23 protein-coding genes are annotated in these 24755 nt (G+C 37.3%); 6 read left to right on the forward strand and 17 right to left on the reverse strand.

All coding sequences use genetic code 11. The features are described from left to right. Nucleotide 1: 1 nt before the first annotated feature. Nucleotides 2-1080, forward strand: a protein-coding gene (locus tag OVA16_RS14790; protein WP_267759787.1) for an IS3 family transposase whose coding sequence is annotated in 2 segments (ribosomal slippage) — nt 2-263 and nt 263-1080 — 1080 coding nt in all. Because the reading frame shifts where the segments join, the coding sequence is not laid out codon by codon here. Between the two features lie 103 nt (nt 1081-1183). Here OVA16_RS14790 and OVA16_RS14795 read toward each other — a convergent pair. From OVA16_RS14795 to OVA16_RS14830, 8 genes are all read right to left on the reverse strand, one after another. Then, nucleotides 1184-2467 carry a 2OG-Fe(II) oxygenase gene (locus OVA16_RS14795; protein WP_267760843.1) on the reverse strand — a complete coding sequence of 428 codons (1284 nt, stop codon included), beginning with the start codon at nt 2465-2467 and terminating at the stop codon, nt 1184-1186. Between the two features lie 180 nt (nt 2468-2647). Beyond that, the gene (locus tag OVA16_RS14800) at nt 2648-3262 is read right to left on the reverse strand and encodes a hypothetical protein (RefSeq protein WP_267760846.1); all 615 of its coding nucleotides are present in this window, start codon (nt 3260-3262) and stop codon (nt 2648-2650) included. A 161-nt stretch (nt 3263-3423) separates the two neighbouring features. Continuing rightward, complete coding sequence (locus OVA16_RS14805; RefSeq protein WP_267760850.1) at nt 3424-4155, reverse strand: HNH endonuclease; 732 nt, start codon at nt 4153-4155, stop codon at nt 3424-3426. Then, on the reverse strand, nt 4155-5057 hold the full coding sequence (locus OVA16_RS14810; RefSeq protein ID WP_267760852.1) for a DNA adenine methylase: 903 nt from the start codon (nt 5055-5057) through the stop codon (nt 4155-4157). The genes OVA16_RS14805 and OVA16_RS14810 overlap by 1 nt, the downstream gene beginning before the upstream one ends. A 216-nt stretch (nt 5058-5273) precedes the next feature. Further along, nucleotides 5274-5720, reverse strand: a complete 447-nt coding sequence (locus tag OVA16_RS14815) for a hypothetical protein (RefSeq protein WP_267760854.1) — start codon at nt 5718-5720, stop codon at nt 5274-5276. After that, nucleotides 5720-5914 (reverse strand): hypothetical protein, encoded by a 195-nt coding sequence (locus OVA16_RS14820; RefSeq protein ID WP_267760857.1) that lies wholly within the window; start codon nt 5912-5914, stop codon nt 5720-5722. Before OVA16_RS14820 ends, OVA16_RS14815 begins: the two co-directional genes overlap by 1 nt. Before the next feature lie 270 nt (nt 5915-6184). Further along, nucleotides 6185-7612 carry an amino acid permease gene (locus OVA16_RS14825; RefSeq protein ID WP_267760860.1) on the reverse strand — a complete coding sequence of 476 codons (1428 nt, stop codon included), beginning with the start codon at nt 7610-7612 and terminating at the stop codon, nt 6185-6187. 232 nt (nt 7613-7844) lie between these two features. Next, nucleotides 7845-10100 carry a sodium-translocating pyrophosphatase gene (locus tag OVA16_RS14830; RefSeq protein WP_267760862.1) on the reverse strand — a complete coding sequence of 752 codons (2256 nt, stop codon included), beginning with the start codon at nt 10098-10100 and terminating at the stop codon, nt 7845-7847. A gap of 271 nt (nt 10101-10371) precedes the next feature. Here OVA16_RS14830 and OVA16_RS14835 point away from each other — a divergent pair, with 271 nt between their 5' ends. Beyond that, entirely contained in the window at nt 10372-11820 is a 1449-nt protein-coding gene (locus tag OVA16_RS14835; RefSeq protein WP_267760865.1) for an APC family permease, read from the forward strand. A gap of 345 nt (nt 11821-12165) precedes the next feature. Here the strand turns inward: OVA16_RS14835 and OVA16_RS14840 are convergent, their stop codons facing one another. The 7 genes from OVA16_RS14840 to OVA16_RS14870 form a co-directional block, all read right to left on the reverse strand. After that, nucleotides 12166-12600, reverse strand: a complete 435-nt coding sequence (locus OVA16_RS14840) for a hypothetical protein (protein ID WP_267760869.1) — start codon at nt 12598-12600, stop codon at nt 12166-12168. Next, the gene (locus tag OVA16_RS14845; protein WP_267760872.1) at nt 12601-13371 is read right to left on the reverse strand and encodes a copper homeostasis protein CutC; all 771 of its coding nucleotides are present in this window, start codon (nt 13369-13371) and stop codon (nt 12601-12603) included. It abuts the gene before it with no gap. A gap of 26 nt (nt 13372-13397) precedes the next feature. Further along, entirely contained in the window at nt 13398-14270 is an 873-nt protein-coding gene (locus tag OVA16_RS14850; RefSeq protein WP_267760875.1) for a DUF2314 domain-containing protein, read from the reverse strand. A gap of 50 nt (nt 14271-14320) precedes the next feature. Beyond that, on the reverse strand, nt 14321-15346 hold the full coding sequence (locus tag OVA16_RS14855) for a N(4)-(beta-N-acetylglucosaminyl)-L-asparaginase (RefSeq protein WP_267760878.1): 1026 nt from the start codon (nt 15344-15346) through the stop codon (nt 14321-14323). A 6-nt stretch (nt 15347-15352) separates the two neighbouring features. Next, a complete protein-coding gene (locus tag OVA16_RS14860; RefSeq protein ID WP_267760880.1) occupies nt 15353-16153 on the reverse strand; it encodes a nitrilase family protein in 801 nt (266 codons plus the stop codon). 20 nt (nt 16154-16173) lie between these two features. Beyond that, complete coding sequence (locus tag OVA16_RS14865) at nt 16174-17319, reverse strand: methionine aminotransferase (protein WP_267760882.1); 1146 nt, start codon at nt 17317-17319, stop codon at nt 16174-16176. Between the two features lie 64 nt (nt 17320-17383). Then, entirely contained in the window at nt 17384-18586 is a 1203-nt protein-coding gene (locus OVA16_RS14870; protein ID WP_267760885.1) for a multidrug effflux MFS transporter, read from the reverse strand. 127 nt (nt 18587-18713) lie between these two features. Here OVA16_RS14870 and OVA16_RS14875 point away from each other — a divergent pair, with 127 nt between their 5' ends. The 4 genes from OVA16_RS14875 (at nt 18714) to OVA16_RS14890 (ending at nt 22183) form a co-directional block, all read left to right on the forward strand. Next, the gene (locus OVA16_RS14875; RefSeq protein ID WP_267760887.1) at nt 18714-19484 is read left to right on the forward strand and encodes a queuosine precursor transporter; all 771 of its coding nucleotides are present in this window, start codon (nt 18714-18716) and stop codon (nt 19482-19484) included. Between the two features lie 50 nt (nt 19485-19534). Then, nucleotides 19535-20224 (forward strand): DUF421 domain-containing protein, encoded by a 690-nt coding sequence (locus OVA16_RS14880; RefSeq protein ID WP_267760888.1) that lies wholly within the window; start codon nt 19535-19537, stop codon nt 20222-20224. A gap of 59 nt (nt 20225-20283) precedes the next feature. Then, complete coding sequence (locus OVA16_RS14885) at nt 20284-21501, forward strand: sterol desaturase family protein (protein WP_267760890.1); 1218 nt, start codon at nt 20284-20286, stop codon at nt 21499-21501. 79 nt (nt 21502-21580) lie between these two features. Next, nucleotides 21581-22183, forward strand: a complete 603-nt coding sequence (locus tag OVA16_RS14890; RefSeq protein ID WP_267760891.1) for a lysoplasmalogenase — start codon at nt 21581-21583, stop codon at nt 22181-22183. 64 nt (nt 22184-22247) lie between these two features. Here OVA16_RS14890 and OVA16_RS14895 read toward each other — a convergent pair whose 3' ends face one another. Both OVA16_RS14895 and OVA16_RS14900 read right to left on the reverse strand, forming a co-directional pair. Beyond that, complete coding sequence (locus OVA16_RS14895; protein ID WP_267760892.1) at nt 22248-23561, reverse strand: penicillin-binding transpeptidase domain-containing protein; 1314 nt, start codon at nt 23559-23561, stop codon at nt 22248-22250. A gap of 19 nt (nt 23562-23580) precedes the next feature. Continuing rightward, nucleotides 23581-24618 (reverse strand): transglycosylase domain-containing protein, encoded by a 1038-nt coding sequence (locus OVA16_RS14900; protein ID WP_267760893.1) that lies wholly within the window; start codon nt 24616-24618, stop codon nt 23581-23583. Between the last annotated feature and the right edge of the window lie 137 nt (nt 24619-24755).

Raw genomic sequence — 24755 nt, forward strand, 5'->3', positions numbered from 1 at the left:
TATGAAAACAACACAATTTACAGAGGCACAGATTGTTTCAATATTGAGACAGCATGAAAAAGGCGTTAAGGTAACAGATATTGCCAGAGCAAACGGCATATCAGAGAAGACCTTCTATCGATGGCGAAGCAAATATGGCGGGATGGAAATTAACGATCTCAAACGCCTAAAGGAACTTGAGGCAGAAAACTCCAAGCTGAAACGGATGTATACCGATCTGGCACTTTTGAACGATGCGCTAAAGGATCTGATTGAAAAAAAGCTTTAGCGCCTTGCGATAAAAAAGAAGCTGTTACTTTTCTGCTTGTCGAACATCAGATCAGTAAGCGCAAGGCTTGTGATAGCATTAAAATCTCAAGAAGCAGCTTCAGTTACTTGGCCCGCATAAAGCAGGATGACAAGTACATTGAACTATTAAATGGTTTGACAGAAAAGCACGTAAGCATAGGTTTTTGGCAATGCTACCATCGGATAAGAAAGTCAGGGGAAATGATCAACCATAAAAAACTCTACAGGATTTACACCGCACTAAAACTGAACATAAGAAGAAGGGCTAAAAAAAGATTGCCAGCAAGGGTAAAACAGGCTTTGTTCCAGCCCGGCAAAATCAACGAGGTCTGGAGCATAGATTTTATGAGTGACAGCTTATGGGATGGCAGAAAAATAAGGTTATTGAACGTGATTGATGATTTTAACAGGGAAGTTTTAACGATAGAAACAGACACATCGCTGCCAACATTACGGGTAATAAGGAGTTTGGAAGAAATCGCCCAGCAAAGGGGTTATCCCAAAATGATAAGGGTTGACAACGGGCCAGAATTTATTAGTGCAAAACTGGATATTTGGAGCAAGGAAAATAAGATCCAACTTGTGTTCATTCAGCCTGGTGAGCCCACGCAAAATGCTTATATCGAAAGGTTAAACGGAACTTTCAGAAGGGATATATTAAATGCCTACGTATTTAAATCAATTCAGGAAGTAAGAACAATAAGTGAAGAATGGATGAATGACTATAACTATAGTAGGCCACATAGAGCACTCAAAAATAAAACACCAATAGAATACAAATTATGCCAATAAATTCTATTTTTGATTGGTACGAAATTTAGGGAAGCACACACAATTAACCACGTCACCCGCCATTGAGCCAAGCGCCTGTTAGCTGTGGTTTTTTCTTCTGTTGTCATAGTTTCCAAGTTTTAATTGTCCCGTCATACGATGCACTTAATATTGTCTTGTTGTCTAAAAGTTCGATTGATTGCACAAAATTTTGATGTTCAAGTTCTGAAATTAGTTGTCCGTCTAAACTCCAAATTCTAACTTTATTATCTTCTCCACCTGTTGCAAACCGTTTGTCGTCAATAAATTTAATTGTTCTAATAATTCCAATATGTGCCTTGAATGTCATTATTTCTTGTTCTTGGTAATTGTCGGTCAAAGTTCGGATAGAAATTTCACCATTCAAACTTCCGCTGATGAGTTGTCTTGTTTGCTTATTGTAAGCAAGACTAATAATTGGGTCGCTTTCTTGAAAAGTATTGATTGATTTTTCTATTTCGCAATTCCATATTTTTATTGAGTTGTCTTCCGAACTTGAAGCAATAATGTTTTCGCCAAGTTTTATGACTTGCCAAACCCAATTTGTGTGTTCTTTAAAAGTTCTTAAAACAGTTCCGTCAAGTTCAAATATTTTGATGGAATTGTCTCCACTACTTGAAGCGAAAGTGTTGTTGTCTAAACGGCACAACGAAAGCACAATTGCCGAATGAGCTTTTATTTTATTTAATATTTTGTAGTCTTTCCAAACGATTACTTGTCGGTCTCTTGAACCCGAAATAAAAATGTCGTCATTCATTTTCTCAATACACAAAATCGAATTTTGATGTCCTTGCAGAGATTGCTTTTGTTCTCCTGAAACAGTCCAAGCCTTTATTTCTTTGTCCCTGCCACCACTTAGAATTGTGTTGTCGTCAATTTTGAGTAGTGACCATATGTAGCCCAAATGACCAGTAAAAGGTTCTTTGCTAATTTCGGTTTCTTTTTTTGAATATAGAATATCGCTTCTTAAAACAAATTTTTCGCCTTTCGTTAAAACTTCTCCTTCGTGCCAAACATTGTGGTCAAAAACAATTAGGTCGCCTTGTTTGGGAATGTATGAAGCCCAAATTTCATTCGTTTCCTTTGTTTTGAAAAATAAAGTTCGTCCACCTTCAAATTCAGTTGCACTGTTCAAATAAATCATAAACGTCAACTTTGATTGGGTTGTGTCGTTTCGATAGTGAACACCATCAAGATGTCTGTGGAAATATTGGTTAGCTGAATATTTGCAAAATCTAAGTCTGTTATTCAATTCTTTTAAATGCCAAACTCCATTTTCGGCTTGAATAACTGAGTTTATTTCGATTGTCTCAGGCAGATAAGGTTTTACTTTTTCAAAGAGTTGGTTAGCTAAAGCATCATTGTCCATTACAAATCTATCGTTGTTCCTGTAATAGGTTGGATAATTTAAAATAGCTTTTTGAAATGAGTTTATAATGTTCGTATTCAATAATTTTTCGCATTCAGTTTTTGAAAAAAGAGATGGAATTACAAAACAAGTAAAGTTTGTATCCTAGTAGAATATTCTGTATTTCAATTTTAGATGTTATCAAAGTAATTCTATTTCCTTTTGTATGTTCTGTTTGGCTTGCCTTTCAAATTTCTTGTAAAAAAAGTCCGTTTTAAATATTTTGTCCATTGACAAAAAATGATTTAAAACTTTCTTTCGTCCTGGATTATAAACGAAATCAGAATAAATCGAATATTCCTTTCTTACGTTTTTATAATACAATGAATATATTTCCCAATTCTGTCCTAAAATAGAAAGGTCGGCATCAGTAAAATAATTTGTGTCGCTATCAGTTGATTTTATATGTGATTTTGTTGCTAAAATTTGGTTTTTGCAAAGTTCTATTGTATCAAGAGAAACCGAAATTTGCTTCAGCCGTTTTTCAGCAAGTTCAGCACTTTTTTCTTCATTGTCTGATTTCAGAGAATTGGAAACTATGTCGTGGTAATAAAGAGTAAACAAAATGGTGTTCCAATTTTGTATTTCGTTTTTCACTTCTGTCAGTTGCGTTAGTAGGTTGTCAAGGTGATGTAAAGTATGATAATGTCTTTTTTTGCTTGAATAGTTTTTCTCGATTTCAGTCCATAGTTCGTTTGTCAGACTGTCGCTGTCTGTGTAGTTTGTCAAAAGTTCTATGAATGTTTCTTTTAGCACGGTCGTCTTTTTTAAAATCACAGCTAACGGTTCGGGTATTGGCGTTGTAGGGGAAATCAGGGAACGTCAGCCCAACCCAGTACCAATGCTAAATTGAAATACAAATGTTGAGCCTTTGACTGTCAGCCCCTATAACGCCAATACCTTGTTGGGCGTAGTTGTTATTTTCGTTTCGCTCTGTCTGCAATTAGCTGTTTTATAAATTCAGGAAGTTCAATTTTGTTATGGTCAGCTATCACTTTCAAAGCATCATAATATTTGATTTCGTCACCGTTCCATTGAAGGTCAAGTCGTCTAACTTGTTCCATTGCAATATGGTTGTAGTTTGCTGGGCTGCCCCAATAGCATTGCATACAAACTGGTGGTTTCTTCTCCGTTTTCCAATTGTCGCAATGTTCACAACTCCATGATTTTGCTCGGTTGCAAGAACCACACAACAACATAAAATGTTCAGGCTCTCGGTCTGTTGTGTCGCCACCAACTTCATACGGAACTCTGTGGTCAACTTGTAAATAACGTTCTTCAAATTGTCCGTTACAAACTTGGCAACGTCCGCCACAAGCTATAAATAACGAGTGTTTGAAGTCTTTTGAAAACAAAATACGTCCTGCAACTCGGTTGGTTTGTAAAGATGCAAGGTCGCCAAACTTATAAGCCGCAATTGATTTGTCGTCTCTTGATTTTATCTTGAAAGTTTCAAGCGGTATTCCTGCCTCACGAACATCTCTTGCCGCTCTTGGTGGATGATTATAGCCATAAGTTTTTTCAAGGTCTTCAGTTGTAATGAAGCCGTGAGCCAAAATATGGTCAATAACAACTTTTGCTCTTTTGTTGGTGATGGATTGAACGTATTCCAAAAATTCTTTGGGGTAAACTCGTTTTTGTTCTGACATTAGTTTGCAAAAAGTTCTGTTTGATAATTTTGTTTTCCTGTAACTTTCTGCAAGTCAATTTTTGAAACCAAAGCTGGCGATAAAAAAACAGCTTCGTATGTTATTTCACTTCTCTTTAAAAGTGTAGCTTGTGATGAACGCCCTGCATTGATTTCAATTTTTGTCAAATTGAGATTGTCAGGCAAAGGGCTACCATAAGTTTTGTCGCCTGTCCGTCCGTCATAGCTTAAAATGTATGGTACATTGTTATTGTTCAATTCAAAAAGCGAAACAACGAAGTTGTCAAATTCAATGTTGCCTGCGTAATTAAAACCACCATTTACACCCGTGCCTTGGTAGGGCGGGTCCATGTAAACTAAATCGTCTGCGGTTGCAAGGTCAAGCACATTTTGATAGTCTGTTGAATGAAGTTGAATTTTGCCTTTCAATAATTGCGAAACTCTTAAAATGTCATCACGCATTAAAGAAGGGTTTCTTCCTAAACGTCTTTTGTCGGGGCTTTGGTTAAAACCGCCTTGTGCATTGTAGCGAACTGCTGCTTTTACACATTTCGCTAAAAGAAATAACAAATATTCGGGTTGTTTTGTATCGTTAAACTTGTCTCGTATTTCGTAATAATATGCTTCTTCGTTGCCTAATTGTCCGTGCCAAATGTCGTGGTAGGATTTTACCATTGATTTTGGGTTATTGATAATAGTGTCCCAAAGATTAATTAATGGCTGATTAATGTCGTTGATGACAAAACTATTAGCTTTAAAAAAGTAAGCGGAAGCAATAGTTATAGCTGCCGAACCTGCAAATGGTTCAATAAGGTTGTCAAAATTGTCAGGAAACATCCGTAAAATTTGGTCAGCCAAATTTCTTTTGCTTCCTTGATAAGGTATAGGATGTGGTAATTTCATTGTTATGTCAAATTAATTGTCAAATATAAACATTTTGTCGGTCTGTTGATGTCTGCACGATGGTCGTGTACAATTACGCCCAACGTCCTGGCGCTTGGCGAAGGTGGCGATTTTTACCACAAATGTTGATGCGGAGAACCAAACTTTGATTAACCACAGATGTGTCTGCGGAGCACTGAACCGCCACTTTTGCCAAACGCCTGTTAGCACCAGTTTTTATTCTTCGTGTGTGTCTAATTTCCATTTTTTATCACCCCTAATTTTTTTCCAGTCCCAATATGTTTCGTAAAATTTGTCGTGTAACCAATCGTCCACAGGTTCAGAATTTTCATTAGGTTCTTCATCTATAACTTTTAATCCAGTCCAATCGTCATTGTCATTTTTTGGGAAACCAGTTCCGTCAAATAAGTTTAGCATATTGAAAACAATACCTGCTGAATTGTCCGCAATTACCTTTCTTAAAGCATTTCTTAAATGTTCATTATTGTCAAGTTTTTTGAGTTCGTTAATCTCTAATTCTGTTAAGCCACAATTAGGCGGGTATGTCAAAAAATTAAAATCTTTTTTGTCAAGAATGTTAGTCACCAAAGTGTCTGCATATTCTTCTATGTCTTGATGTGTGTCAAGCAATAAAGTCTTTGCGTTATTATTTGAAAGGTCCATTATTTTACTATTTTTTCAATTGAAGGTTTGTCAACAAGCAAAAGTTCTAATATTTTCTTCGCTTTTTCTTTGTCAAGGATGAGAACTTTGTCAAATTCGTCCATAAGTCCGCAGACATAAAGTCGTTCGTTAACGGTCATTCCGCCAAGTCCTTCAACTTTACTAATTGCCTTAATTATTTCCTGTTCTGTCATTGTTGTCTGTCGTCCTAAAATTGGTGCTAACTTACTTATACCCCTCATAAAATGGCGTCAAGTCAACCAAATATTGTTGGCTTTGCGCTATAAGTACAGGGTTTTGCTAAATCAAATATATGTTTATTCGTTTAAAATTGATAGGCACATGACCATTTTTATGAGCGCCACAATACAAGTATCTTATTAATGGAAAGGGATAAAGAAAATTATAAGCTGCACAAAAAAAGCCCCGATTTTCATCGAGGCTTTTGCTATAATTTTGAAATCTTATCCTTGATTATTCTTTTTACCAAGAACCGAGTTTTTCTTGCCATACAAGAAATAAATCGCTACCCCTAAGCCCATCCAAATAGCTAACCTAACCCAAGCTTCGATAGGTAACGAATACATTAAGTAAACGCACACTACAATACCTAAAATTGGTACTAATGGTACTAATGGAGTTCTAAAAGGACGCTCTCTATTAGGATCCGTTTTACGTAAGATCATTACACCAATACATACTAATGAGAAAGCCAATAATGTACCAATTGATACCATGTGACCTAAATCTGTTACTGGAACAAAGCCTGCAAATAAACTTACAAATACCATGAAAAAGATATTGGTTTTCCATGGAGTACTGTATTTTGCATGGATGCTACTAAAGAATTTTGGCAATAAACCATCTTTAGACATGGTGTAGAATACCCTAGATTGTCCCATTAGCATTACTAGAATTACTGATGTGTAACCCGCTAAAATAGCAATGATTAACCCCATTTGTAACCAGCTGTAACCTGTTACTTTAAATGCTGTAGCCGCAGGAGATGCATCACCTTTAAAGATTTCGAAAGGAACTAAACCTGTCATTACGTGAGCAAATAGAACGTATAAAACGGTACAAACTGCTAACGAACCTAAGATACCAATTGGCATCCCTTTTTGAGGATTTTTAGCTTCTTGAGCTGCAGTAGAAACGGCATCGAAACCAATGAAAGCAAAGAAAACTAATGCTGCACCAGATGCGATACCAGAAATACCAAATTCGCCATAAACACCAGTGTTTTCTGGAATGTAAGGGGTATGGTATGCAGGATTGATGAATTTCCAACCTAAGCCTATAAACAATAATACTACGGCAACTTTAACAATTACCAAGAAATTATTTAAGCTTGCAGATTCTTTTGTGCCACGCATTAATAACAACGAAAGTAATGACACAATTACTATGGCTGGTAGGTTTATTCCTCCACCATCTACTTCTGCAAATGATTTGCTGAGATAAAGTGGCATTTCTACTCCAAATTCATGCAGTAGCTTATTAAAATATCCCGACCATGATACGCCAACTGTGGCAGCACCGAGAGCATATTCCAATACTAAATCCCATCCTATGATCCAGGCCATAAATTCGCCCATAGTTGCATAAGAGTAGGTATATGCACTACCCGCTACAGGTATCATAGAGGCAAATTCTGCATAACATAATCCAGCAAAAGCACAGCCAACAGCGGCTAATACAAATGATAGGGTTACAGCAGGACCAGCGTGCTCTGCAGCAGCGATACCCGTTAAGGAGAATAAACCTGCACCAATAATAGCTCCAATACCTAATGCTACAAGACTTCTATTGCTCAAGGTACGTTTGAGAGTGCCCTCACCACTTTCTGCCGATTCGGCAACAAGTAAATCAATAGGCTTCTTTAAATTCATAAATTAATAAAATTAGTTGAGTTAGTCTGTTTGTTGATTTTTATGACGCACCAAACCTAAAAAAAAATATCTACAATTGAAACCGAGATGTAAATAATATTAGTGCATTAGTTTTGCCTGAGCGCCATTATGCGGTCATTATTTACATCGAGCTCTCATTAACCTTTAAAAAACATGTACTTAAGAATGAAAAAAGGGATTTTGTGAAAAATCCCTTTATCTAGTAACAATTTTAATGCTTAATAAGTGTATCTGTTTCGTTTACCAATGTATCCACCGTTTCATTGCCCAATGAATCAACACTTTTTTGTATGCGGATTTCTTTTTTTATTTCCACACCGCTATTGGTATTTACCTCTGTTGCGCTAATGGCAATGTAGGGTGCAATTACTAAAGAAACTATAGACATCAACTTAATTAGAATGTTCATTGACGGACCAGAAGTGTCTTTAAACGGATCTCCAACAGTATCTCCAGTAACTGATGACTTATGTGGTTCAGATTTTTTATAGTACATTTCTCCGTTAATTTCTACCCCTTTTTCGAAAGATTTTTTTGCATTATCCCAAGCACCACCAGCGTTAGATTGGAAAATTCCCATCAATACACCAGATACCGTTACACCTGCTAACAGCCCGCCTAATACTTCTGGACCAAACAAAAAACCTACAATTACAGGTGTAATTAAAGCAATGGCTCCAGGCATCAACATTTCTCTAATAGAAGCTTGTGTTGAGATGGCCACGCATTTTTCGTACTCTGGTTTGGCTTTGTATTCCATTATACCTGGAATTTCCCTAAACTGCCTACGAACCTCTTGTACCATATCCATAGCGGCTTTACCAACTGCTTGTATACAAAGTGCTGAGAATACAAAAGGAATCATTCCACCAACGAATAAGCCCGCTAAAACAGGTGCTTTATAAATATCGATGGCAGAAATACCAGCAATACCTACGAAGGCTGCAAATAAAGCTAATGAGGTTAAAGCCGCCGAAGCAATGGCAAATCCTTTACCTGTTGCAGCTGTAGTGTTGCCTACGGCATCTAAATTATCGGTACGTTCACGTACTTCTGGTGGCAATTGGCTCATTTCGGCAATACCACCAGCGTTATCTGCAATTGGGCCAAAGGCATCGATAGCTAATTGCATAGCGGTGGTAGCCATCATACCTGCGGCAGCAATAGCCACACCATATAAACCTGCGAAATAATAAGAAGCCATAATTCCGCCAGCTAAAACCAAAATTGGAATAACGGTAGATTTCATCCCTACAGAAAGACCAGCAATGATATTGGTGGCGTGGCCCGTAGAAGATTGTTGGATAATGGAGTTAACAGGTGCTTTACCCATTGCAGTATAGTACTCGGTAACGATACTCATAATGGTACCTACTACCAAACCCACCATAATGGCGTAAAAAACATTCATGCTCGAAAATTCGTAACCACGTAAGCTCAAAGTTTCGGGCAACATCCACTTTACAATAAAGAAAGAAGCAACACCGGTAATGATAATTGAAGACCAGTTGCCTAAGTTGAGTGCATTTTGTACGTTAGATTTTTCGTCTTTAATGGTTACAAACCAAGTACCAATAATAGAGAAGATAATTCCAAGACCGCAAATTACCATTGGTAAAAGGATAGGGGACATGCCTCCAAAATTATCATTTACTGTAATTTCTTGCCCTAATACCATGGTTGCGAGAATTGTAGCTACATAAGAACCAAATAAATCGGCACCCATTCCAGCAACATCGCCCACGTTATCGCCTACGTTATCGGCAATAGTTGCTGGGTTACGCACGTCATCTTCTGGAATACCTGCTTCTACTTTGCCCACTAAATCGGCACCAACATCGGCAGCTTTGGTGTAAATGCCTCCACCTACACGAGCAAACAAGGCAATAGATTCTGCTCCTAAAGAAAATCCAGTTAATACTTCAATGGCAGTTTTCATTTCGCTGCTATTGGCGCCTATTACGTTAAAATATTTTAAGAAAATAACAAATAAGCCGCCTAAACCTAATACCGCCAAGCCAGCAACGCCTAAGCCCATTACCGTGCCGCCTGTAAAACTTACTTTTAATGCTTGTTTTAAACTGGTTCTGGCTGCTTGTGTGGTTCTTACGTTGGCTTTAGTGGCCGATTTCATTCCAATATATCCTGCCAATGCAGAAAATACTGCGCCAATAATAAAGGCAATAGAGATAACCCAGCTAGAATGAATAGGTTGGCCGTTAATTTCTGATACTGTTCCAGAATAAGCTAAGAGGGCGGCAGCAAACACGGCAAAAATACTCAGTACTTTCCATTCTGCCTTTAAGAAGGCCATAGCGCCATCGGCAATGTAGCCGGCAAGTTCTTGCATGTTGGCGTCGCCGGCATCTTGTTTGTTAACCCAAGCGCTTTTTACAGCCATTACCAAGATGCCCACCAGACCGAGTAGGGGAATTGCATAAATAAGATTGTTTTGTAAAAACTCCATAGTTCAAATTTATATTTAGTGGTTTAGTTGATTAATCGAAATACAAGGTAGTAAAAAAGATATTTCATTGTCAAAATATTTTTATGTTGCCTTAGAAAAAAAATAAGCCACAGATGCACAGATATTTCTGTAGAAATCTAATAGAAAAGTTAATCTGTGCATCTGTGGCCTAATTTCAAAAATTAAATATCCTATCTGTGGCAGAGAACTCAATTTATTGATCTCTTTTTTTATCTTAGCTTTTCACAACCAAAACAACTAAACTAAACAAATGGAAAATCAACAAGAAGAAGTTTCTTCTAAACGAAAATTAGGTCTTTTTGATGGCGTAATGCTGGTAATGGGCTCAATGATTGGCAGCGGTATTTTTATTGTAAGTGCCGATATCATGCGTAACCTAGGTTCGGGTTATTGGTTAGTTGTTGTTTGGCTCATTACAGGGGTAATGACTGTTGCCGCTGCAATTTCTTACGGAGAGCTATCTGCCATGTTCCCTAAAGCGGGTGGACAGTACACCTACTTGAAAGAGACTTTTGGCAAAATGATGGGTTTTCTTTACGGGTGGGGTCTATTTGCCGTAATACAAACTGGTACCATTGCCGCTGTAGCTGTTGCTTTTGGTAAATTTACCGCTTATTTGATACCTGCATTAAATGATGCCGCACCAATTTTTCAAAGCGGTAGCTACAAAATTACTTGGATACAGATTTTGGCTATTGGAGTAATCTTGCTCCTCACTTATATCAATACAAAAGGGGTTGAAGGAGGAAAATTATTACAAAATTTGTTTACTGGATCTAAGATTGTGGCGTTAATTGGCCTTATTGTGCTTGGTTTCTTTTTAATTAAAGATAGCTTTTGGTCTGAAAATATGAGTTTTGGTTGGGACGCTTTCAATAATCTCAATACAGACAATAGTGGAAGCTTTTTAAAAACTGGATGGGAATCTATTTCCGGAATGGCCATCATGGGAGGAATTGCGGCTGCCATGGTAGGTTCGGTATTTTCTAGTGTAGCTTGGGAAAACGTAACCTTTGTTTCTGGAGAAATCGAAAATCCGAAGAAAAATGTGGTGCGTTCTATGGTTTTGGGTACAACTGCTGTAATGGTACTTTATTTATTGGTTAACTTTGTATACCTAAACGCTTTAGGCAGAGATGCTATTGCATTTGCGCCAAATGATAGGGTAGCTGTAACAGCGTCAGAGCAAATTTTTGGCGGTACAGTGGGTACCTACATCATTGCTATTTTAGTGATGATCTCTACTTTTGGTTGCGTTAACGGAATAGTATTGGCAGGTTCTAGGGTATTCCAGACCATGGCTAAAGACGGAATGTTCTTTAAAGCCGCTATAGAAAATAATAAAAATGGAGTTCCAGAAAAATCATTGTGGATGCAGGGGATTTGGGCTTCTGTTTTGTGTTTAAGCGGTCAGTATGGCAATTTATTAGATATGATTTCTTTTGTAATTGTACTGTTTTATATGATTACCGTATTTGGCGTAATCTATTTAAGATTTAAAAAACCTGATTTAGAAAGACCTTACAGGACATGGTTATATCCAATTACTCCAATTGTGTATTTGTTAATTGGGGCAGCTTTTTGTGGTTTGCTATTGATTTATAAGCAACAATATACTTGGCCAGGTTTGATCATTGTATTGATTGGGCTTCCCATTTATTTCTTGATTAATAAGAAAGAAACGAGCGAGAGTAATTAGCGATTTTGAATTAAAATAACGTTAGTTCGGGATAAGAAAAATATGCTATTTGCTAGCGATAGCGCTCCAAATCTTCGTTCAGCTAATTTTCGGTCTCTTATTTTTCGGGTCGCACCAGTAAGCCAAAGCATTTTCTTAGAAAGAAAAATAAGCAACCGAGAGTTTTTGTTACTTTTTGCGGTCAAAAAGTAAGAGCCCAGCGGCGGCGAGCTAAAAAAACGTTCAATGCGAATTTCTCAAGAATTGTAAAAATACTTAACCCGAACACACGTTAAAATAAAAAAAGATGATTGGAAAGCTTCCCAATCACCTCTTTTTTGTGGCTGATATTTATACTACGACATTTCATTGCTCACCCATAACTTTCATCCTAGAGAATGGATAACCATTACAGCCTTTCTGAGGATTTTTTCTATCAGCGGCGGCAGTTTGTTCTGCTTCTATATCAGTTTTAGCTTTGTAAGCAGTTAAACAGAAACCCCAATTCCAAGGTGCCATTCCATCAAAAGTCATGAAATCGATACGAGTATATTTGTTTTCATCCGCTTTATGCCCAGAGCCATTTTTAGCGATTAGGTATTGCTCTTTCGCATTCCACTTGATGATATGGTATTTGATGTCAGGATGTTGTGTCCACAAGGTATCACTGATAGAGTATTTAATTCCATAATCATCAGTAAAATTGCCCTTAGCAAAACTAGGCGCTTTAGTTTGTGCATTTGCGGCATACATACCACTCACAAATAAAACAGTGAAGAGTATTGATTTTAAAATTTTCATCTATAGATGATTAAGTATTTCTTTTAAAACTTTTACTTTAATTAAATCTGTTTGTTCATGGCTAAACTCATCTGTATTTTCTCCAGCCATTTTACTTGCCTCATTTCTAAATTGCATTTTACTCGCTACTATAGATTTTGCAGTAGTATGAAAGTTTCTAGCACCAGTAGTTTGAGCAATTTCTAAAAGATTATCAGCATTAATACCAGCTCCGGGCATAATTTCTATTCGATTATCTGCCTGTATTACCAGTTCTTTAAGTTTTTTTGCACCTACAAAAGCATTCTCTTTTCCGCCAGAAGTTAATATTCTTACGAACCCCAATTTGATAATTTTTTCTAGTGATTTTGATAAATCAGCACTCATATCAAAAGCACGATGAAAAGCAACGGGCATAGGAGAGGCTACCGATATAATTTTAGCACATCGCTGTTCATCTATATCTCCATTTTTATTAAGTAATCCTGTAACTAAGCCTTTACAACCAATTTGTTTGCAATAAGATATATCTTCTAATATGTTTTCAAATTCAGCGTCACTGTATAAAAAATCTCCACCCCTCGGACGAATAAGTGGCCAAACCTCAGTATTCAAATTTTCTACACACCATTTAATTTGCCCGTAACTTGGCGTAGTACCACCTTCGGCCAAATTGGTGCAAAGCTCAATACGATCTGCACCGCCTTGCTGAGCGGCAATAGCAGATTCAACAGAATTGGCACAGATTTCTAACCCCAAACCCCTAAAGGGGCTTTTATTGTTAAGTTCCATATTTAGTTGCTAGCAAAATTCTACTTTTAGTCGCCAACAAGGCCCACAACTCGCCAGCCGTTTGCGGTTTTAGAAGTGCCTAGTTTTTGGAAAGATCTGCTTCCATCAGGATACCAACAAATCTCGGTAATGATCCAGTAGTTATCGTTTACTTTTTCTCTATGAGGGAAAGCCCTTTTTAAATCGCTAAAGTTTGGCCATTCATTTTCAGTAGTATGTTTAACAAAACTTAATTCTAAAACTTCGGCGGTTTGTTTAATCATTTCATCATCTACAACATTACCCATTCGGCTCAACATCAACTTGGCTTCTGTTTCAAAATCTTTAGCTGCAACAGCTTTAGCTATGTTTTGTTCGTCATAGGCATTTTCTAACGATAATATGGCGCCCTCTGGAGTATCAAAGTTAGCTTTTAAATAATCGATGCCTTCATCAATATACATTCCTACACTTTGATCAAATTCTGGTTTTTTATCATCTGGTATGCCGTCTCTAATGGCCCTAAGCGTATAACCGCCAACTAATCTGCCACCTTCAATGATCATCCAATCGGATATGAAATCTCTATCAACTCCTATTTTCTGGTCCAATTTAACGGTTTTAACGTCAACTGGTTCGTTTCCAACTGTGCCAAATAGATTACCTTCTTCATCAAAATGAGGCTCTATCAGCCAAATGTGTTCTCCAATTTCGCCATCCATAATGCAAACTTTTACAGAGAAATAATTTTGGTACTGTTGTGGATTTTTAAGGCTTTCTTCGAAATACCATAAGGTTAAATTGGCTTTTTCTATAGCCCAGTTCATTCGCTCGTCTTCGTTGGGTATGTAAACCATACTTGGTTCGCCTTCGCGATCTACAACTTTTTTCTTTCCGAAAATTTTTGATAATAGTCCCATGTTTTTCTTTTTTTAGTAGATGATAGATTTTATTTTGTTACTGAAATGATTTAGTAATAGCTTTTTCCTTTGATGATTAAATCTTGTTTTTGGTTATCGCAAACCGCAAATGTAAATCCTTTTTGTATGGCGTAAGCACCATATTCTCCGTTTTTGTTTAATGCTAAGAAACCAACTTGCAAATCTTTGGTGCTATCTTTTTTCTTTTTAATGATGCGCATTACTGCTTCTTTACAAGCATCTTCTGGCGAATATCCTTGTCGCATCAGTTCAACCACCAAAAAAGAGCCTACATTACGTACCACTTCTTCGCCAACACCCGTAGCGGTTGCCCCACCAATTTCATTATCAATGTACAAGCCAGCGCCAATAATTGGGCTATCGCCAATACGACCATGTAATTTGTAGGCCATACCGCTTGTAGTGCAAGCACCTGCTAAATTTCCGTAAGCATCTAAAGCCAGCATTCCAATGGTATCATGGTTGTACTGGTTTCCTGGTAGTTTCTCTGGCGCTGCATTAAGAGCGTTGTCATATAACTTATTTTCGATATTACTTACAGGTTCGTATTTTGCTTTTTTAGCCCATTTCTGCCAGTCTTTTTTGCTTTTCTCTGTGAGTAGATTTTCTGCTTTAAAGCCTTGTTCTAAAGCGAATTGGAGGGCGCCATCTCCAGCAAGCATTACGTGTGGTGTTTTTTCCATCACTAAACGAGCTACAGCAATTGGATGTTTGATTTTTTCTAAAGCCAGAACAGCACCGCAGTTGCTCAAATGATCCATAATGCAGGCATCTAGCGTAACAATACCATCTCTATCTGGTAAACCACCGTAGCCTACCGATTGATTTTTAACATCAGCCTCGGCAACTTTAACGCCATTTTCAACAGCATCTAAAGCCTTACCATTGCTATTTAAAATTTTCCAAGCATCGGCATTTGCTGCTACGCCAAAATCCCAAGTAGAAATTACTATGGGCTTATTAATCTTGCTGTTTTTTGCGATACAAGATTTGTTTAATGCCACAACAGCCGCAGATAGTGCTGTGGTTTGGATAAATTTTCTCCGATTATACATAACGAGTTAGTTGATCTCAAAATCGTCAGAATCTTTCAAAAAAGGAAATTGTCTTCTAATTTTTTCTAACTCGGTATAGTTGATGCTGAAAGTGTATAGGTCTTCGTCTTCTGGTTTATAATAAACAGTATTGCCTAAAGGATCAATACACATCGAATGCCCGCTGTGGTAAATTTGGTTGCCATCGTGCCCAACGCGGTTTACGCCAATTACATAGCTTTGGTTTTCTATGGCTCTGGCATGAATTAATGTTCGCCAATGCGAAGAACGTTTATCGGGCCAGCTTGCCACCAACAACAAAATATCATACGCTGCATTTTTATTACGCAACCATACTGGAAAACGCAGGTCGTAGCAAATGGCTAATCTAATTTTCCATCCTTTTAGTTCTACAATAACTGGCTCTTTTCCTGGAGAGAAGTGCTTGTCTTCGTCGCCTAAACCAAACAAATGATGTTTATCGTAATATTGATACTCGCCATCTGGTTTTACCCAAACCATACGGTTGTAATAATTGCCGTTTTCTTTAATCATTAGGCTGCCAGTAACTACACAATCGTAGCTAGCAGCAGTTTTTTTGATCCATTGCATGGTCTTACCGTCCATTTCTTCGGCCAATTCCGCTGATTTCATAGTAAAACCAGTGTTAAACATTTCTGGCAATACAATTAAATCAGTTTTTTCACGAACACCACCTTGCAGTCGTAATCCTATATTTTGTAAATTCTTCTCTATGTTTTCCCAAAATAGATAGGCCTGAAAAATAGTAACTTTTAGGTTTTGGATGTTGAGGTAATGTGGTTCCATGAGCGAATGATTATATCTATCTATAATTTTTTTAATTTTTCTACTGCTTTTTCCAGTGTACTGTTTTCTTTGGCAAAGCAGAAACGTAGTACTTTATGATCTACATTTTTAGTGTAAAATGCCGATAAGGGAATAGTGGCTACGCCAAAATCTGTAACCAGCTTTTGAGCAAAATCAGTGTCTTTTTCATCGCTGATATGCCTATAGCTTACGCACTGAAAGTAAGCTCCCTTACAAGGTAGTAGTTCAAACTTGGTTTCTTTTAGCAGTTGCTGAAAAAAGTCTCTCTTCTGCTGAAAAAAGACAGGTATTTCTTGATAGATGTTACTCGATTTTAAATAATTAGCGATGCCTACTTGCATAGGAGTATTAACGCTAAAAACATTAAATTGGTGTACCTTCCTAAATTCTGCCATTAATTTAGCAGGAGCAAGGCGATAACCTATTTTCCATCCGGTAGTATGTAAAAGCTTACCAAACGAGGCTACAATAAAACTTCTTTGTGCCAATTCTGGATATAAGGCCAAACTTTGATGTTGCTCGCCATCAAAAATGATATGCTCGTAAACTTCATCGCTTAAAATAATAATATCAGTGTCTTTGGTTAATTTAATCAGCGCATCAATGTCTTCTTTTCTCAAAATACTACCCGTTGGGTTATGCGGAGAGTTGATGATGATCATTTTGGTATTAGCGGTAAACAGCTTTTTTACCATTTCCCAATCAATTTTATAATTTGGGGCTTGTAATTCGAAAGGCTTTACCAATCCGCCTAATAACTTAATGGCAGGTGCATAGCAATCATAAGCTGGTTCGAAAATAATAACTTCATCGCCAGCGGTAATAAAAGTATTGATGGCTGTAAAAATTGCCTGTGTACCGCCAGCTGTGATGGTAATTTCTGTTTCCGGGTTGTATTTAGCATTATAGAACTGCTCAGTTTTTTCGGCAATATGTTCCCTCAAAGGTAGGTAACCAGCCATTGGCGCATATTGGTTAAACCCATCTTTCATGGCTTGGTTAATTGCGGCTACTAGCTTTTCGTCCGTTCCGTAGTCTGGAAAGCCCTGCGATAAATTAATAGCTTGATGATCTGCGGCGAGTTTAGACATTACCGTAAAAATGGTAGTGCCTACAGTAGGTAGTTTAGAGTTTATGTTTATCATCTGGTACGAAAATAGTAATAATCTACATGATTTTTAACGTACCGTATCGGTGTGAAGTATAAATTTACTGATTATCGTTAAGTGCTTTAATTTTTCTGCTTCCCAAAAGCAAACAAACCAACGCAGTTAAGGCAGCGGTAGTCATTACAGCTGGCATTGGCCAAACCACGTCTGAAGCAAACATACTAATGGCAGCAGAAGCAAGGGCACCTAATCCCATTTGCAAAGCTCCCATTAAGGCCGATGCGCTACCAGCGTTCTTTTTAAAGGGAGCTAAGGAAAGTGCCGAAGCATTTGGGTTGATGAAACCTAGACAACCTAAAAACAGTGCGATAAAAGCGATGGTGCTGTACAGATTTAACAGATTGTAGCTAGCGGCCAATAAAAATAAAACACTAAATATAGCTTGTGCCAATAATGCCCAGAAAACTATTTTATTACTACTGAACCACCTCAAAATAAAACTATTTACCTGACTAAATCCTATAAAAAATACAGATAGTAAAGCGAATATCCACCCATAACCTGTTTCGCTTACTTCATATAAATCCATAAATACTACTGGCGATGAGGATACATAGGCAAACAAACCACTAAAAGTAATAGCGCTTACCAAAGCGTAAGTGTAGAAACTTGGTTCTTTTAAAACAGTTATAAAGTTGCCTAAAATAGGCTTCGGCTTTAAAGAGTAACTTGGATCTGGCTTGTAGCTCTCTGGTAATCCCCACATACTGGCTAATAACATTAAAACTGCCATTAAGCCTAAAAATACAAACACCGATTGCCAGCCCAATGCGGTAATTAAATAGCCGCCAGCGGTAGGTGCTAACATTGGAGAAACGGCAATAACCAACATTAGCGAGGCAAAAACTTTCGGGCTTTCTTCAAGGGTAAATAAATCTCTAACCATAGCAATGGCCGCAACCGAAGCCGAACAGCAGCCTATAGCCTGTACAAATCTTAAAACAATTAATTGATCTATGGAAGTAACAAATAAACAGCTTACCGATGATAAAATAAATAATGATAGACCGAAGTATAGTGGCTTTTTCCTCCCGAATTTATCTAGTAATGGTCCGTAAAGTAATTGACCAGCAGAAATACCGATAAAAAAGGTAGCCAACGAAAGTGAAACGTTTGGTACATCTGTGCCTAAATCTTTAGCTATAGCTTTAAATCCTGGCAAATACATATCTATAGAAAAAGGAGCCAAAGCCGCTAAGCACCCTAGAATTAGTATTAAACGAAAAGATTTAGAATTTGCCATGATATTTTTTAAAAGGCGCAAAGATGGGTAATTATCATTTAGCAAGTCGTCTGCATTTTGTAAAATCTAAGTAGGGCTGGCTATAATAGGTATTTACTTTATGCCAAAATTTTGTACTTTAGTTGCTATGACTTTTAAAACCAAAGAAAGCAGGTTGCTATTAATTTTAGGTGCATTTTTCGTTGCAAATACCTTAATGTCTGAGTTTATTGGTGTAAAGATTTTTTCGGTAGAAGGGGTGTTGGGTATTAAAAAGTTCGACATCAATTTGTTTGGAGTTCCTAATTTGTCTTATAATATGTCTGCCGGAGTTTTAACGTGGCCTATTGTTTTTATCATGACAGATATCATTAACGAGTATTTTGGGGTAAAACAAGTGCGCTTTCTTTCTATCTTAACTTCTATTTTAATTGGCTTTGCTTTTTTTGTGGTGTGGATGGCCATTAAACTTGAACCTGCCGATTTTTGGTTGACCCAAGAAGTAAACGGACAGCAATTAAGTATGCCTAGGGCTTTCGATGCTATATTTGGCCAAGGTATGTGGATTATTGTAGGTTCTATCACAGCCTTTTTATTAGGGCAAATGGTAGATGTATTGATCTTCCATAGAATTAAAAAGTTTACTGGCGAAAAAGCACTTTGGTTAAGAGCTACAGGTTCAACGTTGGTGTCGCAATTGATTGATAGCTTTGTAGTTATTTTTATTGCCTTCTATCTAAATCCTGCTTATCACTGGAGCTGGCAAATGGTGGCCGCTATTGGTTTGGTTGGCTACACTTATAAGTTTGTAGTTGCCTTACTGATGACACCTATTCTTTACGTGGTACATGCTGTTATCGATAAATATCTAGGAAAAGATCTAGCGCACAGAATGATCAAGATGGCCGCAAGGGGATAGTAGCTAAACAAAACAGTTGGTTTTTGCGTTTTTATAGCAAAAATCAACAGATGGCAAACTACTTCGAAAAAATACTAATTGGCGATGAAGATTGGAACTTCATTCCCGAAATTATGTTGCGTACGCTGTTGATGTATTTGGTGGTACTAATTGGTTTACGGATACTGGGTAAACGGGGCATTAAGCAACTCTCCATTTTCGAATTGGTAGTAATTATCAGTTTGGGCTCGGCAGCTGGAGATCCCATGTTTTATAGAGAAGTAGGTATCGTATCGGCTATTGCTGTTTTCTCGGTGGTTATTCTTGCTTATAAGATTACGTCTTATTTTGTAAGTAAAAGTAAAAAAGTAGAAACTCTTTTAGAAGGAAGCTGTACCTGCGTAATTGAAAACGGTCGTTTTGCAATCGAAAATTTTAAGAAAGAAGGACTTGCACAAGATGAATTTTTTGCAGAATTAAGATTAAAAAGCATTTCGCATTTAGGGCAAGTTAAACTCGCTATTTTAGAAACTAGTGGCAGTATTAGTTTGTTTTTCTATCCAGATGCACATGTAAAAAATGGGTTACCTATTTTACCAGCTTTGTTTGCCGATCAAAAACAAGAAATTAAATATAAAGACTACTACTCATGTGCTTTTTGCGGTATAACCGAATTGCTAGAACCAACGGTAAAGGCGATTTGTAAATGTTGCAAGAAAGATAAATGGGTTAAATCTATCAATACCGTAAGAATAAGCTGATCGCTTTAAATTGATTTTCGGGTCTCTGATTTTTTCATATATTTCTTTAAATTAGATGAATGAAAACCAATTATATAGCCCTGTCTGTACCGATTTTTTTTATTCTTATAGGGATTGAACTAGCTTATACTTTTTATAAGAAGCTTCAATATTATAGATTAAACGATTCTATTGCCAATTTAAGTCAGGGTATTGGCTCGCAATTGGTAGGATTGTTTATGAAATCTGTACTTTTTGTGGGCTATATGTATATTTTCGAGCATTGGCGCTTGTTCGAAATTTCTAATACCGTTTGGACTTGGATTATTCTTTTTATAGGAGTTGATTTCTTCTACTACTGGTTTCATCGAATGAGCCACCAAATTAATGCGTTGTGGGCAGCGCACATCGTGCATCATCAATCTGAAGAATATAACTTAACCGTTGCGTTACGGCAATCATGGTTTCAAGGTTGGTTCTCTTGGATTTTCTATTTACCTCTGGCCTTAATTGGTTTCGATCCTATTATTTTTCTGACACTCAGTTCCTTTAATACACTTTACCAATTTTGGATACATACCCGTACCATTAAAAGTATGGGTGTGCTAGAGTATATACTCAATACGCCATCACATCATAGGGTGCACCATGGCTCTAACCCAAAATACATTGATAAAAACCATGCTGGTACACTAATTATTTGGGACAGGCTATTTGGTACTTTTCAAAAAGAAGAAGAAGAGGTTTATTACGGTATTACCAAGCCATTGGCAAGTTGGAACCCAGTTTGGGCTAACTTACATTACTGGAAAGATTTAATAGAAACAGCAAAAAAATCAGATAATATCAGTGATAAAATTAGGGTGTTTTTAAAACCACCCGGATGGTTTCCAGAAAAATTAGGTGGCTTTCAAAAGGCGCCAGAAATAGATGCACTTAACTATCGCAAGTTTGAAACCGAAACAGCTCTTAAAGTGATGGTTTATGCTGTTTTGCTATTTTTAACTGCACTGGCTTTAGGTTCTTATCAATTATTTTATTTCGATAAGCTCAGTTTAATAACCAACATTTTAATTGCTTCTTTTACCATTTTAAGTATGTTAAATTGTGGTGCGTTGTTAGAGAAAAAACGTTGGTTTGTAGCAGCAGAATATTCTAGGTATTTGTTAGGACTACTTATTTTATATTTCTTATATCATCTAAATTTTAAAGGAGATTGGCTTTTAGGATTGTTGGGCTTTCACATTGCGTCTGCTTTTTATTTTTTCTTCATCAAATCTAAGTACAGAAATGTTTAAAAAATACCCTCAATTTACTTTTGCATTTGCAATTGTCTTTTTTGCGGACATTATTGCTATTACAAGTGATATAAGCGAAATGAGATTCGTTACAAAGCCGCTAATTACCGTTTCTCTAATGTTGTTTCTTTATTTTACCATTAAGCGTAGAAGTATATTTACGAGCAATATAGTAACAGGCTTATTTTTCTCGCTGGTAGGAGATGTGTTTTTAATGTTTGTGAACGTCAATCAACTTTATTTTATGCTGGGTTTAGGCGCATTTTTAATTGCACATTTTTTCTATATAGCTGCTTTCTATTTAGATAGTACCAATAAAATTGAAGTTCAGCGCAGATACGTCCTCCCAATTTTTATGGTTTTTGGTTTTTTCTGCTTATCGTACTATTATATATTGCGTTCTCATCTTGGCCCCATGAATGTTCCGGTATTGGTATATTCATTTACTATTACCATTATGGGCATTATGGCAGCTTTGCGATTTGGAAAAACCAATTTTAAAAGCTTTAGTTGGATATTGACTGGGGCAATTTTCTTTATTATATCCGATTCAATTTTAGGCTACAACAAATTTGTTGAACGCATAGAAATTGGAGATTTGCTGATAATGTCTACTTACATGTTAGCGCAATTTTTAATTACAATGGGTACAGTAGAAAGAAAGTTTGTGAAAAAGAATTGAAATGTTGGGTTAATTGTGTAATTGGTTATTCGGTTAACTGTAAGGCTACGAAACTGCCAACTTCCTACTTTTCTTCCTTATCTAGTACAGTAAAAACTTGCACCAATCTTTCGCCATTTTGATCGGTTAAGGTAAGTACGTGTTTACCAGGTTTTGGGCTTACCGCAAGTTGATGGTAACTTTTTGTAGTCCCAACATATTCTTCATCAATATGCCAATAAATGGTTGCATTACGATCTCTGTGTGCTGCATTAAAAACCACTTTTCCTCTGTTACCATCAATTTCTAACGGAATATAAACCGAAGCATTGGGCTTAGGGTATACCATTTCCATAACCGAAGTACTTTCGTTTTGGCAGCCGTTCATAAACGGAGGTAATAACTTATATTCAGCATTTTTGGTTTGGTAGTAATACTCCATTGTTGGGGGCAAAATAAACCAACTTTTATGCTTCATTTGGCTAACGCTATAACATTGGTTGGTAACCTGATAGTTTTCGGTCGCATCTAAATGTAGCAGTTTGTGGTAGGGGCATAACGCTGTTTTTTCGCCAACTGGTGGAACCCATTGTACTATTTTGGTTTCGCAAATAGGAGAAGCTTTGTAGCCACTTTGCTTACAAACCGCCATTCTTTTTAGTTTGGTTTTTGGCATTTCGAACCATTTAGCAGATGGTAACATCCTAAAAATATCAAACATCAACGGTGCGGCGGCTTCAATGCCTGTTAGGCCTGGCCTTCCTTCGCCATCGGCATTGCCAACCCAAACACAAACTACGTAATTTGGTGTAAGGCCTACGGCCCAAGCATCTCTAAAACCAAAGCTGGTACCGGTTTTCCATGCAATGCGTTGCGATGAAGAAAATTGCTGCCACAAACCTTCGTCTCCAGGACGCATTACTTCTTCCATGGCATTAAATGTAGACCAAATGGTACCGTGGTCTAGGAGCGAGTTAGGCTCAATCATTTCTTCAATTTTTTCCTGATCTTTTACGTAATAAGCCGACGAATAATCGGCCTTGTTGTATTTACCTTGATAGCTGTTGTAATGATTTAACGTTCTTGCCATACCCAAGTAGGCATTACTCAAATCCCACATGGTAACTTCGCTGCCGCCTAAAATTAAAGATAAGCCATAATGGTCGGCAGGTTGGTTTAAGGTGCTGAAATTGAATTTCTTGAGCTTATCGTAAAAACGTTCGTATTTATATTGCTGTAGCATTTTTACCGCTGGGATATTTAACGATCGGCTTAAAGCCTTATCAGCTGGAATGGCACCATCATAACCTAAATCGAAATTTTGCGGCGAATAACCACCAATTTGGGTGGGCACATCGGCAATTAAAGTTTGGGGTAATATAAAACCATCGTTCAGCATACTGGCGTACAAAAGAGGTTTAAGAGTAATTTCCCGGGCTTCGCCTAGCTCTAATCATATCTACATGGCTTTCCATTTCTTTTTGCTTGGGCAAATAACAATTACCCACATAAGCAACTACATTGCCATTTTTTACATTGATAACTAAAGCGGCTAAATTGTTGATACCATTTGCTGCAAATTTTTGATGGTATTGTGCAGTAACTTGATTTAATTCTTGTTGTAAGTGGATATCAAGGGTAGAAGTTATTCTGGTACCTGCAACGCCTAAGGTTCTCATTTCATCTTTAAATCTGTTTAATAAATGCGGTGCGTGCTGTGGCAGCGGGAGCGGAGCGGTAGGAATTGGTTCAGCTTTGGAAAGTTGTGCCGTAGACCGATCTATGATTTTCTCCTCTACCAGCTTATCCAGTAGGTTATTTCTTTTGATAATTAATTTAGTTGCATTTTTACCAGGGCGCACCAATGATGGACTGTTAGGCAGCACGGCTAAAGTTGCCATTTCTCCCCAAGATAACTGTTCTGCAGCTCTACCATAATAGCGCCAACTGGCTGCTTCTAAACCTACCACATTACTTCCAAATGGGGCGTTTTCCGCATATAATGCCAGAATTTCGTCTTTAGAATAGCTAACTTCTAATCTTACCGCTAGCCACATTTCTGCCAGTTTTTGCCAAACGGTGCGTTGCTTTTTTCTAGATAAACGAATGACCTGCATACTCAGCGTGCTTGCGCCACTAGCTACAGATTTAGCCTTTATATTTTGCCTGATGGCTCTACCAATGGCAACAAAATCAACTCCGAGATGATGGTAAAAACGCTTATCTTCAAACGTGATGATACATTTGGCAAACTTATCAGGCACACTATCGGCAACTGGAAAACGCCACTGGCCATCTTTAGCTATAGATGCACTTAGTAATTCGCCATTGCTAGCCTCAATTACGTAAGAGGTAGGAGTGATGAAAAGGGGGCTTGGTAATGAAAACCAGAAGAACAAAAGCAATACTGCAAATAGAATATCTACGTAAATAATTGCCTTGATTTCTTTTTTCATCTCTTGTTTGAACCACAAAGACACTAAGAACACAAAGTATTTAATCTTCGTGACCTTGGCGTCTTCGTGGTTATATATTTATTATTTGTGGTAACAATTTCCTTCCGCTATTGATATACATCAAAGGAGATGCTAAC

It is taken from the genome of Pedobacter sp. SL55, from assembly GCF_026625705.1.
GTDB lineage: Bacteria > Bacteroidota > Bacteroidia > Sphingobacteriales > Sphingobacteriaceae > Pedobacter.

Coding starts and splice junctions, on each gene's coding strand:
- OVA16_RS14830 (WP_267760862.1), bottom strand. CDS start 10,100: ATGGAGTTTTTACAAAACAATCTTATTTATGCAATTCCCCTACTCGGT.
- OVA16_RS14850 (WP_267760875.1), bottom strand. CDS start 14,270: ATGGGACTATTATCAAAAATTTTCGGAAAGAAAAAAGTTGTAGATCGC.
- OVA16_RS14825 (WP_267760860.1), bottom strand. CDS start 7,612: ATGAATTTAAAGAAGCCTATTGATTTACTTGTTGCCGAATCGGCAGAA.
- OVA16_RS14845 (WP_267760872.1), bottom strand. CDS start 13,371: ATGGAACTTAACAATAAAAGCCCCTTTAGGGGTTTGGGGTTAGAAATC.
- OVA16_RS14815 (WP_267760854.1), bottom strand. CDS start 5,720: ATGGACCTTTCAAATAATAACGCAAAGACTTTATTGCTTGACACACAT.
- OVA16_RS14840 (WP_267760869.1), bottom strand. CDS start 12,600: ATGAAAATTTTAAAATCAATACTCTTCACTGTTTTATTTGTGAGTGGT.
- OVA16_RS14820 (WP_267760857.1), bottom strand. CDS start 5,914: ATGACAGAACAGGAAATAATTAAGGCAATTAGTAAAGTTGAAGGACTT.
- OVA16_RS14875 (WP_267760887.1), top strand. CDS start 18,714: ATGACTTTTAAAACCAAAGAAAGCAGGTTGCTATTAATTTTAGGTGCA.
- OVA16_RS14895 (WP_267760892.1), bottom strand. CDS start 23,561: ATGCTGAACGATGGTTTTATATTACCCCAAACTTTAATTGCCGATGTG.
- OVA16_RS14870 (WP_267760885.1), bottom strand. CDS start 18,586: ATGGCAAATTCTAAATCTTTTCGTTTAATACTAATTCTAGGGTGCTTA.
- OVA16_RS14810 (WP_267760852.1), bottom strand. CDS start 5,057: ATGAAATTACCACATCCTATACCTTATCAAGGAAGCAAAAGAAATTTG.
- OVA16_RS14855 (WP_267760878.1), bottom strand. CDS start 15,346: ATGTATAATCGGAGAAAATTTATCCAAACCACAGCACTATCTGCGGCT.
- OVA16_RS14835 (WP_267760865.1), top strand. CDS start 10,372: ATGGAAAATCAACAAGAAGAAGTTTCTTCTAAACGAAAATTAGGTCTT.
- OVA16_RS14885 (WP_267760890.1), top strand. CDS start 20,284: ATGAAAACCAATTATATAGCCCTGTCTGTACCGATTTTTTTTATTCTT.
- OVA16_RS14890 (WP_267760891.1), top strand. CDS start 21,581: ATGAGATTCGTTACAAAGCCGCTAATTACCGTTTCTCTAATGTTGTTT.
- OVA16_RS14795 (WP_267760843.1), bottom strand. CDS start 2,467: ATGGACAATGATGCTTTAGCTAACCAACTCTTTGAAAAAGTAAAACCT.
- OVA16_RS14880 (WP_267760888.1), top strand. CDS start 19,535: ATGGCAAACTACTTCGAAAAAATACTAATTGGCGATGAAGATTGGAAC.
- OVA16_RS14805 (WP_267760850.1), bottom strand. CDS start 4,155: ATGTCAGAACAAAAACGAGTTTACCCCAAAGAATTTTTGGAATACGTT.
- OVA16_RS14865 (WP_267760882.1), bottom strand. CDS start 17,319: ATGATAAACATAAACTCTAAACTACCTACTGTAGGCACTACCATTTTT.
- OVA16_RS14900 (WP_267760893.1), bottom strand. CDS start 24,618: ATGAAAAAAGAAATCAAGGCAATTATTTACGTAGATATTCTATTTGCA.
- OVA16_RS14860 (WP_267760880.1), bottom strand. CDS start 16,153: ATGGAACCACATTACCTCAACATCCAAAACCTAAAAGTTACTATTTTT.